Below are 15,078 nucleotides of genomic sequence, written 5' to 3' on the forward strand. Positions count from 1 at the left end.
GCTTTTTCCCGATGCCTATCCAAGCCCATCTACCGGTCCGAATGCCCGGACCATCCACCCGTGATTATGCCCATATCACAGACCATGAGAATTATGGCATCCACCATGGCAAACAAATCGTTAAAATTGTAATTTTCCATAGTGATTCATACCGATGCGCGACTGGAGGAGGCAACGATGCAAACCAAAATGGAACATCCGGTCGATATGGATCGCCTCGAAGGCATTGTTCAGTTCCTTCAGGCAGCAGAACGCCTGAAAAGCACATTACGTTCCGGCCATACCGCCGAAGGCCGCCCGGAAAGTACCGCCGAACACAGCTGGCGGCTCTGTCTTTTGGTCACGCTTTTCGACAAGGAGCTTGGAGATTGCGACCGCCTGCGCCTTCTCAAAATGTGCCTTGTGCATGATCTGGGCGAGGCGATTTCCGGCGATGTTCCGGCCATTCACCAAAGCGCCGACGATGGCCGCGCCGAGCGTGAAAAGGCCGATCTCATAAAACTATGCGCGCCGCTTCCCGACGATCTGCGTGCGGAAATTCTCGACCTTTGGGCCGATTATAATCGCGGCGCCTCCCCGGAAGCGATCTTCGCCAAGGGTTTCGACAAGATCGAAACCATGCTGCAGCATAATATCGGGTTGAACCCTCCCGATTTCGATTATGCGTTCAACCTCGACTACGGCCTCAAGCAGACCGAACGCCACCCTCTGTTGCGCCAGTTTCGCACCCTTGTGGATGCGCAAACGGCGCGCAATGCGGATAGGCAGAAGCGATCAGTTTAGCGTCGCGAAGTGCCGCAGCGTGAAGACGATCTGGTATAGCAAGGCAAGCGTGGCGAACACCGCATGATAACGCCGGTTATCCCAGAACATGGCGATGACGCTGAACACGATGAAACACACGGTCTGGATCGGATATTCGATACCATAGAGGTGATAGTGATCGACGCCTTTCAACAAGGTGTCGAGGACATCCACGATATGGATCAGCGCCAGAATGCCGAAGAACCATTTGCGCCGCGACAGGAAATAATCGCGATAGCCGGTATATTCCTCCATGCTGTCGGGAAAGAGCAGCGTGCATTGCAGGAAGTAAAGCCCGGCATAGAAAATAACGAAAAGATATTTTTCGAATGTCCACTGGGGAATTATTCTGAGGCCGAATTCGAACCACCAGAAATGCACCACCGACAGCAGCACGAAGGCGACCCAGGCCATATGCACCGGATAGATTCTCTGTTTGCCGGGATGCTGGATGAAACGCGCAAAGCCGGTGAGCAGGCGCGAAACACACAAGCCCAGAATCATGCCGATGATGATGCGGACGTGGCCGAATGCTTCTGCTGGCGGAATACCAGTAGTCAAAGACGGATCCATTGGCCCCTCATTCCAACAGCGCAGATAAACTTAAAAATCCGCGATTTCCATGTGACTTTCTCAAGACATACTGGTAGATAATTTATGAGGCATCAATAATTCACGGGCAAGAAAACTATAGTTTCCGCAGTTTTATGTTTTACCCGGCTGTAATGAGCAAATATGGCACAGCCGCCTTGCGGATCGCGAAGGCGCAGGTTTATACCCTCTGCAAACAACCTTGGCGCTCGAGCGCCGAAACACTCAGACAGGCGGAACAATCAATATGCAGGATACGGTCATTCTCGTCGGTTGCGGCAATATGGGCTTTGCCATGCTCAAAGGCTGGCTCGACAACGGCATTTTGAAAGCAGGCGATGTTCATGTCGTCGAGCCGACGGATGCGCTGCGCGAGCGCGCTGTGGGTGCTGGCGTGCATGGCTATTCCAGCGCGGATGCGCTGCCTGCCGACCTCAAGCCGCGCATGATCCTGGTTGCCGTCAAGCCGCAGGTCATGAACGCCGTTCTGCCTGCCTATAAGCACTTTGCACCTGCCGCCACCTTTGTCAGCGTTGCAGCAGGCATTCCGGTCGCGCTGTTCGAGACCCATCTGGGCAAGGATGCAGCCATCCTGCGCTGCATGCCGAATACACCTGCCGCCATCGGCAAGGGCATGATGGTGACCTTCAAGAACGCCAATGTGACCGCTGACAATGAAGCTTTCGTCGCGCGCCTGCTCGCGACCTCGGGCAAGGTCGCCAGCGTTGATGACGAAGCACTGATGGATGCCGTCACGGCGGTTTCGGGCTCCGGCCCGGCCTATGTGTTCCACTTCATCGAAGCCTTGACCGATGCCGGTGTCACCGCTGGCCTGCCGCGCGAAACGGCAGGGCTTCTTGCCATGCAGACCGTGATGGGTGCAGGCGCGCTTGCCGATGCCAGCACCGACACTCCGTCGAAACTGCGCGAGCAGGTGACGAGCCCGAACGGCACCACGGCGGCTGCGCTGGAAGTGCTTATGGGCGGCGACCGTCTCAAGACGCTTGTTGCCGAAGCGGTTGAAGCAGCGCGCAAGCGTTCCGTGGAACTCGGCAAGGCCTAATTCACCAGCCTCGGCACCGCATCAATCAGCGCTCTGGTGACAGGCGCTTGCGGTGTCAGGATCAGCTCCCGCGTCGGGCGGTTTTCAACGATTCGCCCGCGCTCCATCACCGCAATGCGATCCGCCATAAGTGCTGCAACCGCGAGATCGTGGGTGATGAAGAGATAGGCCGTCTGTTCGGCCCTTTGTATTTCCCGCAACAGGTCGAGAATTGCGCCACGTACCGTCACATCGAGCGCCGATACCGCTTCGTCCAGTACGATCAGCGAGGGGGATGTCGCAAGTGCACGGGCAATCGCCACGCGCTGCCGCTGGCCCCCGGAAATCTCGTGCACCCCACGCCGCGCAAGCGCCGGATCAAGCCCGACCTTTTCCAAAAGTTCCGCAATATCGCGCTTGATGCCGTGAATGCGCAGTGGCTCCCGAAGAAGATCGCCGACACTGGCGCGAGGGTTGAAAGCGGATAAAGGGTCCTGAAACACCATCTGCATGCGCGCGCGGCGCTTTCGCAGCGCAGCGCCTTGCCATGCCAGCCAATCCTCGCCCTCGAAACGGATCGTTCCGCTTTCCAGCGGATGCAGCCGCAGCAAAGCACGCGCAAGCGTGGACTTGCCGCTGCCCGATGGACCGACCAGCGCCAGCGTTTCACCCTTGGCGATCTCAAGGCCGACATGATCGAGCGCCAATGCCGCGCCATAGCGCACCACCAGCCTGTCAGCCTGCAACAAAGCCTCAGCCATGGGACGTCAGCTCCAGTGCAGGAACAGCGGTAATCAGCGCGCGCGTATAGTCCGTCTGCGGAGTGTCGATGATCGCGCGCGTATCGCCGCTTTCCACAAGCGCACCCCGGCGGAAGACTGCGATATGATCCGCAAGCCCGGAAGCGAGTGCAATATCATGTGTGATGAAGATCAGCGTCATGCCGTCTTCGCGCACCAGTTTGCGCAACAGCGCTACGATTTCGTTTTGAACAATGGTGTCGAGCGCGCTTGTCGGCTCGTCGGCGATCAGCACACGCGGATTTGCTGCAATGGCGAGCGCTATGGCGATACGCTGCTTTTGCCCGCCGGAAAACTGATGCGGATAGCGATAAAAACTCTGCTCCGCTTCGGGGATATGCACGCGCTCAAGCAGGGCGAGCGAGCGCACCTTGGCGGCTTGTCTATCCAGTTTAGCGTGCGCGCAAATGGTTTCGACCAATTGCGCGCCGATGCTCATCAGTGGGTCGAAGCTCGATGCCGGGTCCTGAAAGACAAAGCCGATATCGCGACCGGGCTTCATCGGCCCCTCCGCCCAAGCGATGCGCCCTGAAGCCTGCGCATTGGCAGGCAGAAGCCCGGCAAGCGCCAGCGCCAGCGAGCTTTTGCCGGAGCCGCTCTCGCCGATAATGGCAAGCGTTTTACCCGCCTCGATATCAAGCTGGACATTGCCCAGCGCCGTTTCACGCCCATAGGTGACGGAGAGATTTTCCAGATGCACGAGCAGGCTCATGATTGCACCTCGCGCGTTGCCGCGGCGGCAGTTACGCCCTCGCCCGCCAGATAAACGCCAACGACAGTCAAGCCCAATGCCAGTCCCGGCACGATGGAAAGCCAAGGCGCGGAGCGCAGCACCGTCCGGCCTTCCGCAATCATCCCGCCCCATGTGACCCGGTTTGGATCGCCCAGCCCCAGAAAGGACAGCGCCGCCTCGATCAATATGGCGGAAGCGACGATCACCGGCACCAGCGCCAGAACCGGCGGCAAGGCATTGGGTAATATCTGCCTAAAGGCGATCTCCAGCGGATGCATCCCGATGGTGCGAGCCGATGCTACATAGTCGCGTTCGCGGATGGATAGCACCTGCCCGCGTGTCAGCCGTGCTGCCTGCGTCCAGCTTGAAAGCACGATTGCCGCCACCAAAACCGGCAATGACGGCCCGGCAAGACTGACCAGCGCCAGCGCCAGGAGAAAGCCGGGCACGGTTTGAAACGCCTCGGTGATCCGCATCAGGATTTCATCGACAATCCCGCCTGCAAAGCCTGCCAGCACGCCGACCGCGCTGCCGACAAGGATGGAGGCCAAAGCCGCCGCAAGCCCGACAATCAGCGAGGTACGCCCGCCATGGAAAAGTTCGGCCAGCACATCGCGACCCAGCCTGTCTGTACCGAGCGGAAAGGCGCTATTTTCGAACGGTGACAGCAAGGGGGCGGCGACAATTCGCAGCGGATCACCGGGGAAAAGAAGCGGCGCCAGCAGCGCGGCTGCGACGAGGATCGTCAGGATGATCGAACCCGCCAGACCCTCGCCAGTCCTGAGACTGCGCAGAAACACCTTCATGCGCTGGCCTTTCCTGCCGTCCGCTGGGCAATGCGCGGATCGAGCCAGACATAGAGAAGGTCGACAAGGAAATTGACCACGATCACCATGATCGCGCTTGTGAGAATGACGCCCAGAAGCAAGGGCGTATCGCGGCTTGCAACAGCTTCCTGCGCCAATCGTCCCAGGCCCGGGACCGCAAAGACGCTTTCGATCACCACGCTGCCGCCCAACATGCTGGCCGCCTGCAATCCAAGCAGGGTGACCAGCGGCAACAACGCATTGCGCGCCACATGGCGCAACACGATGCGCGGTCGCGAAATGCCGCGCGCGCGTAAAGCCCGCACAAAATCCATCCGCCATATGTCAGCCATCGCAGCGCGCATGACACGCAGATAGAGCGCCAGATAAATCAGCGCCAGCGACACAACTGGCAGCACCAGATGACGCGCTATATCGCCTGCCCGCTCCAGACCCTGCTTGCCCGATGCAATCGTTTCGATGCCGCTCGACGGCAACCAGCGCAACCTAATCGAAAACAGGATAACCAGCACCAGCGCCAGCCAGAAGCCCGGAATGGCATAGAGCACGAGAGAGGTGATAGACAGAAACCGATCCCGGAAACTGCCGGGCCTCGCGCCTGCGACAATGCCGAGCAGAGTGCCGACCGCGAAGGACAGCGCCGTCGCCGCGCCCATGAGCAGAAGCGTATTGGGCAGCCGCTCCAGAATGACGTCGAGAATGGGCCGGTTGAAACTGACAGACCAGCCGAGATTGCCCTGCACGAGAGAGGCGAGATAGGCGGCAAGCCGATGCCAGACCGACTGATCCAGTCCCCAGCGGGCGCGCATGTCCGCAATCTGCGCAGCATCGCCACCAAAACTCACGGCATAGGCGTCAACCGCATCGCCGGGCGCAAGTTCCAGCATCAGAAAACACCCGACAACGACAATCAGCAGCACAAGAATGCTGCCGATCAAACGTTTCCGGAGAAGGGTTAGAATCTGCGCCACGCCGCGACGATACAATCAACGCGCTGTTTCGTCACCGTTCTATCGCGGTTCCGGTTAAAACGGAATCGTGGAACCGCTCTATCTATTTTTTACGCATTATCCCACGTATCGAAGCGGGATCAGAAATCAGTCCAGTGAACTGATTTCCCCGCGTAGGCGCTACGCACTTTTGCTGGAAATGCTCTATCGCGGTTCAACCCAGGTATCGGCCCAGTTGGAAACAGCCCAGCGCGGATTGTTGGAAACATTCTTCACCCGCTCATTGGCAACAGTGATGAAACCCCATTCGGCAACATTGATAAGCGGTAGATCCGCTTCCACTTTTTGCTGGAACTGATGGTAAAGCGCCGTGCGTTTCTTCTCATCGATTTCGCGCGCTGCAGCGGCAATCAGGGTATCCAGTTCTGCATTGGCATAGCCGCCCTGATTGGAGAATGGCACACCCGCCGGAATGCCGCTTTCAACCAGAATGGTGGTGGAGATGGCCGGATCGCCACGATAGACAGCAGGCGCAATGGCGAGGTCGAAGTCGTGGTCGGTATAGACCGCCTTCTGATGCGCCGCCGCGTCATTATTGACGATGCGCGCATCGATGCCAATCGCGGCCAGAGCCTGTCGCAGATAATCACCGAACTGCCTGGTCTCGTTGAAATAGGGCGCGGGCAGAAGCTTGAGCGCAAAGCGCGTTCCGCCATCGCCCCGCTTGTAGCCCGCCTCGTCCAGAAGCGCATTCGCCTTGGCCACATCAAACGGATAGGACGGCACATCGTCCGTATAGAACTGACTGTCATAACGTGGCACCGGGCCGGTCGAGGTCTTGGCATAGCCGAGGAATATGGTCTTGACCACGAAATCGCGGTCGATCGCATGGGCAATCGCCTGACGAACCTTCAGATCGGCCAGTTCCTTGCGGCGATGATTGATTTCCACCACCAGCTGATAGGTCAGCGCCTCATAGCCCTTGGAAACAACCGTCAGCGCCGGCACTTTCGAAATGCGGTCAAGGTCGGCCAGCGGCACGGCGGAGAACGCAGCCAGATCAATCTCTTCCGCCTCCAGCGCTCCGGCTGCGGCAGCCCGGTCGGGCAAAACACGATAGACGATCTCGTCGAGGTAAGGCTCGCTTTCGCCCCAATAGGCATCGTTCCGGACCAGGCGGTAATATTCGCCGGTCTTGTGCTCCGCATATTTGAACGGCCCTGTGCCGATCAGCTTTTCATTGGCCGGATTGGCCGCAATATCGGTTCCCGCGAAAACATGTTTCGGCAGAACAGCAGTCAGCGCTGGCAGAGCGTTGCGCACGAGCTGGAACGGTGTTGGCTCCGAGAAATGAAAGACAGCGGTATGGTCGTCCGGCGTTTCCACCTTTTCCAGCGCCTTGAACACAACGCGACCGAGGTTTTGCAGCGGCTTCCAGACTTCCAGCGCGGAAAAGGCCACATCTGCCGCCGTAAACGGCGTGCCGTCATGCCATTTGACGCCTTCACGCAGGCGGAATGTTACCGTCAGCCCGTCAGCCGAGCCTTCCCAACCCCTGGCCAGACGCGGGCTCAAGCCGTTTTCGCCCTCGAAAGAGGCTTCGGCCAGCGGCTCGACAATCTTGCTTGCAACAAAAAACACGCCATTGGAGGCGACGATGGCCGGGTTGAGATTACGTGGTTCGGAGTCCGCCGCCACCACAAGCCGCCCGCCCTTTTGCACGCCGCCCTCTGCCCGCGCCCATTTCGGCCATGCGATTGACGCAGCCAGAAAGGTCGAGCCGACCAGAAAAGCTCTTCGCGACGTGGTGAATTGAGACATGACCCCTCCGGCCCCGCATTTTTCTTACCGTCCGCATATTTCTATCGCAGCCCCAGTCAAATGACAGGGTCAAAACCTGTCACCGCGACAATAAATATTGAAAATCATTTCCTTTTTTGAATATTTTGACCAATAGATAAACGCAGTATAATCCAATTATATGCTCGCTGATTGTTCAGTATTTTTCTGAATATTGCTGAATTAATTTTTCACTTAACGCCTATCTTAAGAAATTCTCCCCTTGCCAAACAGGCGCCTTTGCATAGATCATGGTTAATTATGTGTTGTCGCATTTCGTGAGGAGAGGCGGCAAGCACATGACAACAGGAGGATACCCCCGCTCCTGTTCCACCCACTTGCAGGCCCGATAGAAATCCGGCTGCAGGTCTTTGAAGCTGAACCACATTGGAAGAGAGGAAACAGAAATGTCTAGTTTGCTGCCCCCGCTTCATGACGGTCACGCACCGATCTATCTTCATCACGCATTTCAGGATGCAGTTGACGCTTATGAAGATTGGACTTTTGAATCGGCCGAGCCGGTTGTTCAGGTCAATGGCAAGATTACGCGTATCAGCGTTGTCTTCCGCCGCCTGTGGAACTGCACCGACATGGTGCCGCGCCACACGCTGGAAGCATTGAGGGATATCGTTCCGTCCACATTAATTCATGCGGAACGCTGGAAAGAAAACGCAACTTTTTCAGAAGCCGCTCATGTCATGCGCGCAGCTTTTGAACGACGTAAGGCACGACGGCTCCCTGTCGTGTGCTGATATTTTGAAAACATGCAGGCGGGCGGGTTCATTCCCGCCCGCTTTTTTGTGCACGAAAGGTCGAACACGGTCAGCATGATCTTTTTCAGCCGGAACGATCCCTTTATGAGCAATCATTAAACCTCCCAAGTCCCATACAAATTATCTCAGGAGTTCCGATGCGTAAGCTGCTTACCGCCGCCCTCATTCTCGCTTTCTGCACAGCCGGATCGGCGATGGCAAAAACCATACGCGTCGGCGTCACGCCCGGCCCACACGCCCAGATCATGGAAAAGGTCAAGGAAGTGGCCGCCGCCAAGGGTCTGGAAATCGATATTCAGGAATTTTCCGATTACGTCATTCCGAACATGGCGCTGGCCGATGGCGCGCTGGAAGCCAATTCCTTCCAGCATCAACCCTATCTCGACAATCAGGTTGCTGACCGCAAGTTCGACATTGTGAGCGTGGCGCAGTCCGTTAACTTCCCGATGGGCATGTACTCCAAGAAACTGAAGACCATCTCGGAACTCGCCGATGGTGCGACGGTTGCGATCCCCAACGACCCGACCAATGGCGCACGCGCCCTTCTGGTTCTGGCCGATAACGGCCTGATCAAGATCGACCCGGCCAAGGGCCTGCGCGCCAGCGTCATCGACGTGACAGAAAACCCGAAGAACCTCAAATTCGTCGAGCTTGATGCGGCACAGCTGCCGCGCTCGCTGGAAGATGTCGACGCCGCCGTCATCAACACCAACTACGCCATGGAAGCTGGCCTCAACCCGGCCAAGGACCCGTTGATCCGCGAAGGCGAAAAGGCCCCCTATTTCAACATCATTGCCGTGCGCACCGCCGACAAGGACGCCGACTGGGTCAAGGAACTTGTCAGCGCCTATCACAGCCCCGAAGTGAAGACCTTCATCGAAGAAACCTTCAAGGGCTCGGTTCAGCCGTCTTGGTAAGCGGCTTCACCCGAACTTGCCAAAAGTGAAAACGCCGGCCCGAGTGATCGGACCGGCGTTTCTCATGGGCTGACTGAATAGGTTCAGAGCTTGCGGAAACGCACCCGCGCGCTGCGCTCGATGGCGGCAACGGTCAGTTCATCCAGCGTCCAGCGGTCGCGCAACATCTGGAGAAACTCCAGCTCTTCCTGCTCGACATGCAGATCGGCGGCGGCCACTTCTACCGCCAGCGCATAGGCCGTGTCGTAGAGCTTTTCCGGCAATGCGTCATGGGCAAGATCGAGGATCTTTTCCAGACCGTCTTCATCGGCCAGCAGCGCATAGCACTCATTGGCAAGGCGCGGCAGCTCGACCGTATCGAACCCACGGAACACCGGAAGGCGCGTCACCACATTGCCGATGGACTCCAGTTCGGCATCGGACATCGTCGTGTCGGCGGCCGACGTCGTGATCATGATGTAGACGAGCGCATCCTGCGGCGAGATTTTCTTCATCGGGTACTCCTCAGCAACACTAGAGCATTTCCAGCAAAAGTGCGTAGCGGTTTTGCGTAAGAACAAACAGATAGAGCGGCTCTACGATTCCGTTTTAACCGAAACCGCTCCAGGATCGGAATCAGCGTTTCCGGTTACAATTTGCCGGAAAGTTAGGAAGCCTCCTGCGGTTACGCAAGGAAATTCCGCACCAGCCGTTGACGACACGGGGTTGGCGCGCCATAGAGCATAAGCACGGATTTGTGCACCGTTTTTCAAAAATCATGCCCTTCACAGGATATCAGGATAAAACCATGACCTCGCATCGTCTGCCCGAAATCACGCTGACCCCGGAACTGACCGCGGCGGCTGCAGACGTGAAAGCATGGCCCTTTGAAGAGGCGAAGAAAATCCTCAAGCGCTATGCCAAGACCGGCCTGCCGGACACGGTGATCTTCGAAACCGGCTATGGCCCCTCGGGTCTGCCGCATATCGGCACCTTTGGCGAAGTGGCCCGCACCTCGATGGTGCGCCATGCCTTCCGCATTCTCACGGAAGACAAGGTGAAGACGCGCCTGATCTGCTTCTCGGACGATCTCGACGGCATGCGCAAGATTCCGGACAATGTGCCGGACAAGGCCGCCCTTGAGCCTTATCTGCAAATGCCGCTTTCGTCGGTGCCGAACCCGTTTGGCGGCGAGTACAAGAGCTTTGCCGAGCATAACAATGCCATGCTCTGCCGCTTCCTCGACACTTTCGGCTTCGAGTATGAATTTGCAAGCGCGACGGAATATTACAAGTCCGGCAAATTCGATGCCGTGCTGCTCAAAGCCGTCGAGCGCTATGACGACATCATGAAGGTCATGCTGCCGACGCTCGGCGAAGAACGTCAGGCGACCTACAGCCCGTTCCTGCCGATCTCGCCCAAGTCGGGTCGCGTGCTCTACGTGCCGATGAAGAAGGTGGACGCCAAGGCTGGCACGATCACTTTCGACGATGACGGCGTTGAAACAACCCTTCCCGTCACGGGCGGCAATGTGAAGCTGCAGTGGAAGCCGGATTTCGGCATGCGCTGGGCAGCACTCGGCGTCGACTTCGAAATGTTCGGCAAGGACCACCAGACCAATTCGGAAATCTACGACCGTATCTGCGTTATCCTCGGCGGACGCGCGCCGGAGCATTTCGTCTATGAACTGTTCCTCGACCAGATCGGCCAGAAGATTTCCAAGTCCAAGGGCAACGGCATCTCGATCGACGAATGGCTTTCCTATGCGCCGACCGAAAGCCTTGCGCTGTACAATTACCAGAAGCCGAAGACGGCAAAGCGTCTCTATTTCGATGTCATCCCGAAAGCGGTGGACGAGTATTTCACCTATCTTTCGGCTTATGACCGTCAGGAATGGAAAGACCGCCTGAACAATCCGGTCTGGCATATCCATTACGGCAACCCGCCCAAGGTCAACCTGCCGGTTACCTTTGCCCTGATGCTCAATCTCGTCAGCGCGTCGAATGCAGAAAGCCCGTCGGTTCTGTGGGGTTTCATCTCGCGTCACGCACCGGGCGTCACGCCGGAAAACAATCCGGAGCTGGATGCGCTCGTCGGTTACGCGATCCGTTACTTCAACGATTTCGTCAAGCCGACCAAGCAGTTCCGCGCACCCGACGATGTGGAGCGTGCAGCACTGGAAGCGCTGGACGCCAAGCTCGCAACCCTGCCTGCCGGGACCGATGGCAACGACATCCAGAACGCCATTCTGGACGTGGCCCGCGCCATCGAGCGCTATCAGGATCACACCAAGAAGAGCCCGGAAGGCGGCCCCGGCGTGTCGGTTTCCTTCTTCCAGATGCTCTATGAAGTGCTGATCGGTCAGGAACGCGGTCCCCGCTTTGGCTCTTTCGTCGCGCTTTACGGCATCGACGAAACCCGCGCCCTGATCAAAAAGGCGCTGGCTGGCGAACTGGTCTAAGCCGCTCAATAGCCAAACCAAGTAAAAAGCCCCGCGCCACCCGGCGCGGGGCTTTTTTGTGTCTGAAATCACCGCCGAGGCTTGCCTCGATTGACTCCGCCCCTCACAGTAGGTAGTACGGTCTACCTACTGTGAGGAAGCCCGCGATGACGACCGTTCAAACTCCATTTCCAGCTTCGACGGAAAGCGCACGCGAAAAGCTGCTCAACGCCGCTGCGGTGCTTTTCTACAATCATGGGATTGGCGGAACCGGAATCGACGCAATCGTTGAAAAAGCAGGCGTTGCCAAGAAGAGCCTCTATAACAATTTTGCTTCCAAAGCCGATCTGGTGAACCAGTATCTCGAAGTGCGCCATGCCGAATGGCTGGGGCTTTACGATGTGCGCGTGCAACAGGCTGTTACGCCGCAGGAAAAGGTTCTCGCGGTTTTCGACGCCTATCAGGACCACGCTGAATTTGCCTATGAGCACGGCTTTCGCGGCTGCGGATTGTTGAACGCCGCCGCCGAACTGACCGTTGGCGATATCGGACGTCAGGCCGTGAAAAATCACAAGCGTGAAGTTGAAGCCTTGCTGGCAGGCCATCTGGCGGAACTGCTGCCCGGCTCTCCTGAGAGAGCGACGGCATTGGCCCGGCAACTGTCTTTTCTGCTGGAAGGGGCAATGTCGCGCGCCGGACTTGAGGGGACCAGCGCCTGCATTCAGGAAGCGCGGGCAATGGCATCGGACATGCTGGGGGCATTATGAGCACTTCATCCCGCAATTATGCAATTGGCGTCGCCGCAATTCTGTTTTCCTCCGTCGTCTGGGGCACGACCGGAACTGCCGCTACCTTCGCTCCTGAAGTGGGTGCTGCCGCTATAGGCGCTGCTGCCATGGGTGTGGGCGGACTGATGCAGGCGGCCCTTGCCGGGCGCGGCATCATGCGCGCATTGCCGCAACTGGGCCAGCACTGGCGCAATCTCGTTCTGGGCGGAGTGGCCGTGGCCATTTATCCGCTCGCATTCTACGCCTCGATGCGCATGGCTGGCGTGACCATTGGAACCGTGGTGACCATTGGCTCGGCACCGCTGCTGGCCGCCCTGATCGAATATATGTTCGGCGGCTCCCGCCCGACCAAACAATGGCTATGTGGGGCGTTGATCGGTTTGACGGGTATGATCCTGATATCGATTGTCGAAGGCTCGGCGCATAGCAACGTTCAGGCGGGCAACTCGGTACTGATCGGCATCGGCCTTGGCCTTATCGGGGGTTTCACCTACGCGCTCTATTCATGGACCGCACGCGGACTGATCCTGAGCGGCATACATTCATCCGTCGCGATGGGTGCGACCTTCGGCATTGGCGGCCTGCTGTTGATGCCGGTCCTGCTGATAACCGGTGCGCCCTTTCTCGCCTCATGGAACAATGCCGCTGTCGGCATTTACATGGCGGCGGTGCCGATGTTCCTCGGCTATGTCTGCTTCGGCATCGGCCTTGCGCGTGTTCCCGTCAGCATGGCAACGACGATCACACTGGTCGAACCGGTAATCGCTGCGCTGCTGGCTGTGGTTATCGTCGGGGAACGTCTCCCAGCCATAGGCTGGCTGGGAGTGGTACTGGTAATCGCGTGCCTGATTGTCATCACCGTTCCGCTGAAAACAGTGTCACGCAAGAGCCCGAAGGCAATAGCGGAAGCCTAGTTTGCCGGTGCAGGTGTTGGCGCCGCCGGTGCTGGCGGGAACTCGCCCTGCTGCGGAGAAGGCGTCGAGGGCTGTGGCTCCGTTTCTGGTGCTAGCGGCGACGGATTGTTCAAACCATTGCCCGGGTCTGGCTCAAGGCTCTGCAAGGAAGCATCCGGCTTGTCTCCAAAGATACCGAGACGTGCATCTTCCGCCTTGCGGCCCGCATCGGCATAGGCGCCGTCTGACGTGGCCTTGGCCCAGCCATTTGTCACCAACCATGCGGCGGCATCATCATTGCCCAGCTTGCAAGCAGTGGCGATTGCGGCACCATTATCGTTCTGCGGCAGGCGGCACATAATGGCGCGCGAACGCAGCCATTGCCGGAAAGCCGTCCGCGCCTGCATGCCGCAGGGCCAGCTTTCCCCCGCTGCCGTCTGGCAACTCTGTTCGACCGGCACAACCTCGATACCCTGCAAATCAATCAGGCGACCCTGGCTTTCAAGCCGTCCAGCCGCCACCGCGACGGGGCGTTGCAGAAGCTGCATGTCCTCGTTCTCGCCAACTTGCGTCAATGGCTGGGTGTTGGTCTCAGTCGGCGCGACGGGTTCCGGCGGTTTCGGCGAGGCGGCCAATCCCAGATCGCTGAGCGGCGGGCGCGGCGCTTCGCGCTGAAGCCCGTTGGCCTCATCGCTGGAACTGCCGGATGGCGCATTCTGCTGTTCACCGGCAGGCGGGGTTTGTGTTTTGGCGTCAGCATTGGTGTCCGGTTCGCTATAATCGAACTGCTCGACAACGATGCCGTTGCCGGAGCCGCCATTCGGCTTTGCGGCATCGCCGTCACTGGTGATCACCTGAACCGGCCCCTCAAGCGCGCCGTAAAAAGGGGCAATGAAAGCTGCGGCCAGCAGCGCGCCGGTCAATGCGGCGAGACTGCCATAAACGATGCGCGAATGGCTTCTCGCGTTTTTCGTCTGCGACTGTGCCATTACTGGCTAGCCCATAGAATTCTGGCGATCCATTCCACATCCTTGGTTTCAAAGTTGCGGTTTGAATGCTCTGGATTGAGCGAATGCAATTCGATTGTACGTGGTGTCTGGCGATAGAGTATTTTGGCCATGACTTCTCCGTCCTTGGTTCGCACCACCACGCGGTCGCCGCGACGCACCGGCGCATTGGGCGCGACAATCAACGTATCGCCGTCACGGTAAAGGGGCAACATGCTGTCGCCCGAAACTTCCAGCGCATACACACCTTCACTGGTGCCCACCGGAAATTCCACAATGTCCCAACCCTGCCCGGCAGGAAAACCGGCATCGTCGAAATAACCGCCTGTACCGGCCTCCGCCATGCCAAGAAGCGGGATCGGCTGCGGATCCTGCATATAATCGCCGAATCCCTGGTTCGCAGTACCGCCGCCGCCAATCAGGCGCGTGAGTTCTTCAAAACTTGCGCCGGTGGCTTCCATCACCTTGGCCAGAGATTCCGTCGAAGGCCAGCGTGCGCGCCCATCGGCTGCGTAACGCTTCGACTTGTTAAAGGTCGTGGGGTCCAAACCGGCGCGGCGCGCAAGCCCCGACGCGCTCAAGGAATGACGCTCGGCCAACGCGTCTATCGCAGCCCAGATGCTGTCGTGAGAAAACATGGTATGATCCGTCAATTCAGGCAGGTTTCTTCCCACGACAAACTCGGACCATGGGGG

The 15,078-nt window shown here is 58.3% G+C and carries 16 protein-coding genes; 7 read left to right on the forward strand and 9 right to left on the reverse strand.

Annotated elements, in window-relative coordinates:
• The first annotated feature begins 177 nt into the window (after positions 1–177).
• Positions 178–783, forward strand: coding sequence for an HD domain-containing protein (locus QBD01_RS13495; protein ID WP_280993222.1), 606 nt, complete (start codon positions 178–180; stop codon positions 781–783).
• Here the strand turns inward: QBD01_RS13495 and QBD01_RS13500 are convergent.
• Positions 775–1,377 (reverse strand): hypothetical protein, encoded by a 603-nt coding sequence (locus QBD01_RS13500; protein ID WP_280993223.1) that lies wholly within the window; start codon positions 1,375–1,377, stop codon positions 775–777. The two genes, QBD01_RS13495 and QBD01_RS13500, sit on opposite strands and share 9 nt — an antisense overlap.
• Positions 1,378–1,642: 265 nt before the next feature.
• Between QBD01_RS13500 and proC the strand changes: the two genes are divergently transcribed.
• The gene (gene proC / locus QBD01_RS13505) at positions 1,643–2,458 is read left to right on the forward strand and encodes a pyrroline-5-carboxylate reductase (protein ID WP_280993224.1); all 816 of its coding nucleotides are present in this window, start codon (positions 1,643–1,645) and stop codon (positions 2,456–2,458) included.
• Here proC and QBD01_RS13510 read toward each other — a convergent pair.
• The 5 genes from QBD01_RS13510 to QBD01_RS13530 form a co-directional block, all read right to left on the reverse strand.
• Positions 2,455–3,198: an ABC transporter ATP-binding protein gene (locus QBD01_RS13510; RefSeq protein WP_280993225.1), complete on the reverse strand. Its 744-nt coding sequence runs from the start codon at positions 3,196–3,198 to the stop codon at positions 2,455–2,457. The two genes, proC and QBD01_RS13510, sit on opposite strands and share 4 nt — an antisense overlap.
• Positions 3,191–3,949: an ABC transporter ATP-binding protein gene (locus QBD01_RS13515; RefSeq protein ID WP_280993226.1), complete on the reverse strand. Its 759-nt coding sequence runs from the start codon at positions 3,947–3,949 to the stop codon at positions 3,191–3,193. Before QBD01_RS13515 ends, QBD01_RS13510 begins: the two co-directional genes overlap by 8 nt.
• Positions 3,946–4,776 carry an ABC transporter permease gene (locus QBD01_RS13520; protein ID WP_280993227.1) on the reverse strand — a complete coding sequence of 277 codons (831 nt, stop codon included), beginning with the start codon at positions 4,774–4,776 and terminating at the stop codon, positions 3,946–3,948. The genes QBD01_RS13515 and QBD01_RS13520 overlap by 4 nt, the downstream gene beginning before the upstream one ends.
• A complete protein-coding gene (locus QBD01_RS13525; protein ID WP_280993228.1) occupies positions 4,773–5,768 on the reverse strand; it encodes an ABC transporter permease in 996 nt (331 codons plus the stop codon). Before QBD01_RS13525 ends, QBD01_RS13520 begins: the two co-directional genes overlap by 4 nt.
• 183 nt (positions 5,769–5,951) lie before the next feature.
• Positions 5,952–7,568: an ABC transporter substrate-binding protein gene (locus QBD01_RS13530; protein ID WP_280993229.1), complete on the reverse strand. Its 1,617-nt coding sequence runs from the start codon at positions 7,566–7,568 to the stop codon at positions 5,952–5,954.
• Positions 7,569–7,993: 425 nt separating this feature from the next.
• Here QBD01_RS13530 and QBD01_RS13535 point away from each other — a divergent pair, with 425 nt between their 5' ends.
• Both QBD01_RS13535 and QBD01_RS13540 read left to right on the forward strand, forming a co-directional pair.
• A complete protein-coding gene (locus tag QBD01_RS13535) occupies positions 7,994–8,338 on the forward strand; it encodes a hypothetical protein (RefSeq protein ID WP_182520809.1) in 345 nt (114 codons plus the stop codon).
• A gap of 158 nt (positions 8,339–8,496) precedes the next feature.
• Positions 8,497–9,276 (forward strand): MetQ/NlpA family ABC transporter substrate-binding protein, encoded by a 780-nt coding sequence (locus QBD01_RS13540; RefSeq protein ID WP_280993230.1) that lies wholly within the window; start codon positions 8,497–8,499, stop codon positions 9,274–9,276.
• Between the two features lie 83 nt (positions 9,277–9,359).
• Here the strand turns inward: QBD01_RS13540 and QBD01_RS13545 are convergent, their stop codons facing one another.
• A complete protein-coding gene (locus QBD01_RS13545) occupies positions 9,360–9,770 on the reverse strand; it encodes a tellurite resistance TerB family protein (protein WP_182520811.1) in 411 nt (136 codons plus the stop codon).
• 293 nt (positions 9,771–10,063) lie between these two features.
• Here QBD01_RS13545 and QBD01_RS13550 point away from each other — a divergent pair, with 293 nt between their 5' ends.
• The 3 genes from QBD01_RS13550 (at position 10,064) to QBD01_RS13560 (ending at position 13,397) form a co-directional block, all read left to right on the forward strand.
• Entirely contained in the window at positions 10,064–11,716 is a 1,653-nt protein-coding gene (locus QBD01_RS13550; protein WP_280993231.1) for a lysine--tRNA ligase, read from the forward strand.
• Positions 11,717–11,862: 146 nt separating this feature from the next.
• A complete protein-coding gene (locus tag QBD01_RS13555; protein ID WP_280993232.1) occupies positions 11,863–12,462 on the forward strand; it encodes a TetR/AcrR family transcriptional regulator in 600 nt (199 codons plus the stop codon).
• Complete coding sequence (locus QBD01_RS13560) at positions 12,459–13,397, forward strand: EamA family transporter (protein WP_280993233.1); 939 nt, start codon at positions 12,459–12,461, stop codon at positions 13,395–13,397. The genes QBD01_RS13555 and QBD01_RS13560 overlap by 4 nt, the downstream gene beginning before the upstream one ends.
• Here the strand turns inward: QBD01_RS13560 and QBD01_RS13565 are convergent.
• Entirely contained in the window at positions 13,394–14,365 is a 972-nt protein-coding gene (locus tag QBD01_RS13565; protein WP_280993234.1) for a thermonuclease family protein, read from the reverse strand. The genes QBD01_RS13560 and QBD01_RS13565 overlap by 4 nt on opposite strands.
• Positions 14,365–15,021: a helix-turn-helix transcriptional regulator gene (locus QBD01_RS13570; RefSeq protein ID WP_182520816.1), complete on the reverse strand. Its 657-nt coding sequence runs from the start codon at positions 15,019–15,021 to the stop codon at positions 14,365–14,367. The genes QBD01_RS13565 and QBD01_RS13570 overlap by 1 nt, the downstream gene beginning before the upstream one ends.
• Between the last annotated feature and the right edge of the window lie 57 nt (positions 15,022–15,078).

This window comes from Ochrobactrum sp. 19YEA23 (genome assembly GCF_029909865.1).
Lineage (GTDB): Bacteria > Pseudomonadota > Alphaproteobacteria > Rhizobiales > Rhizobiaceae > Brucella > Brucella gambitense.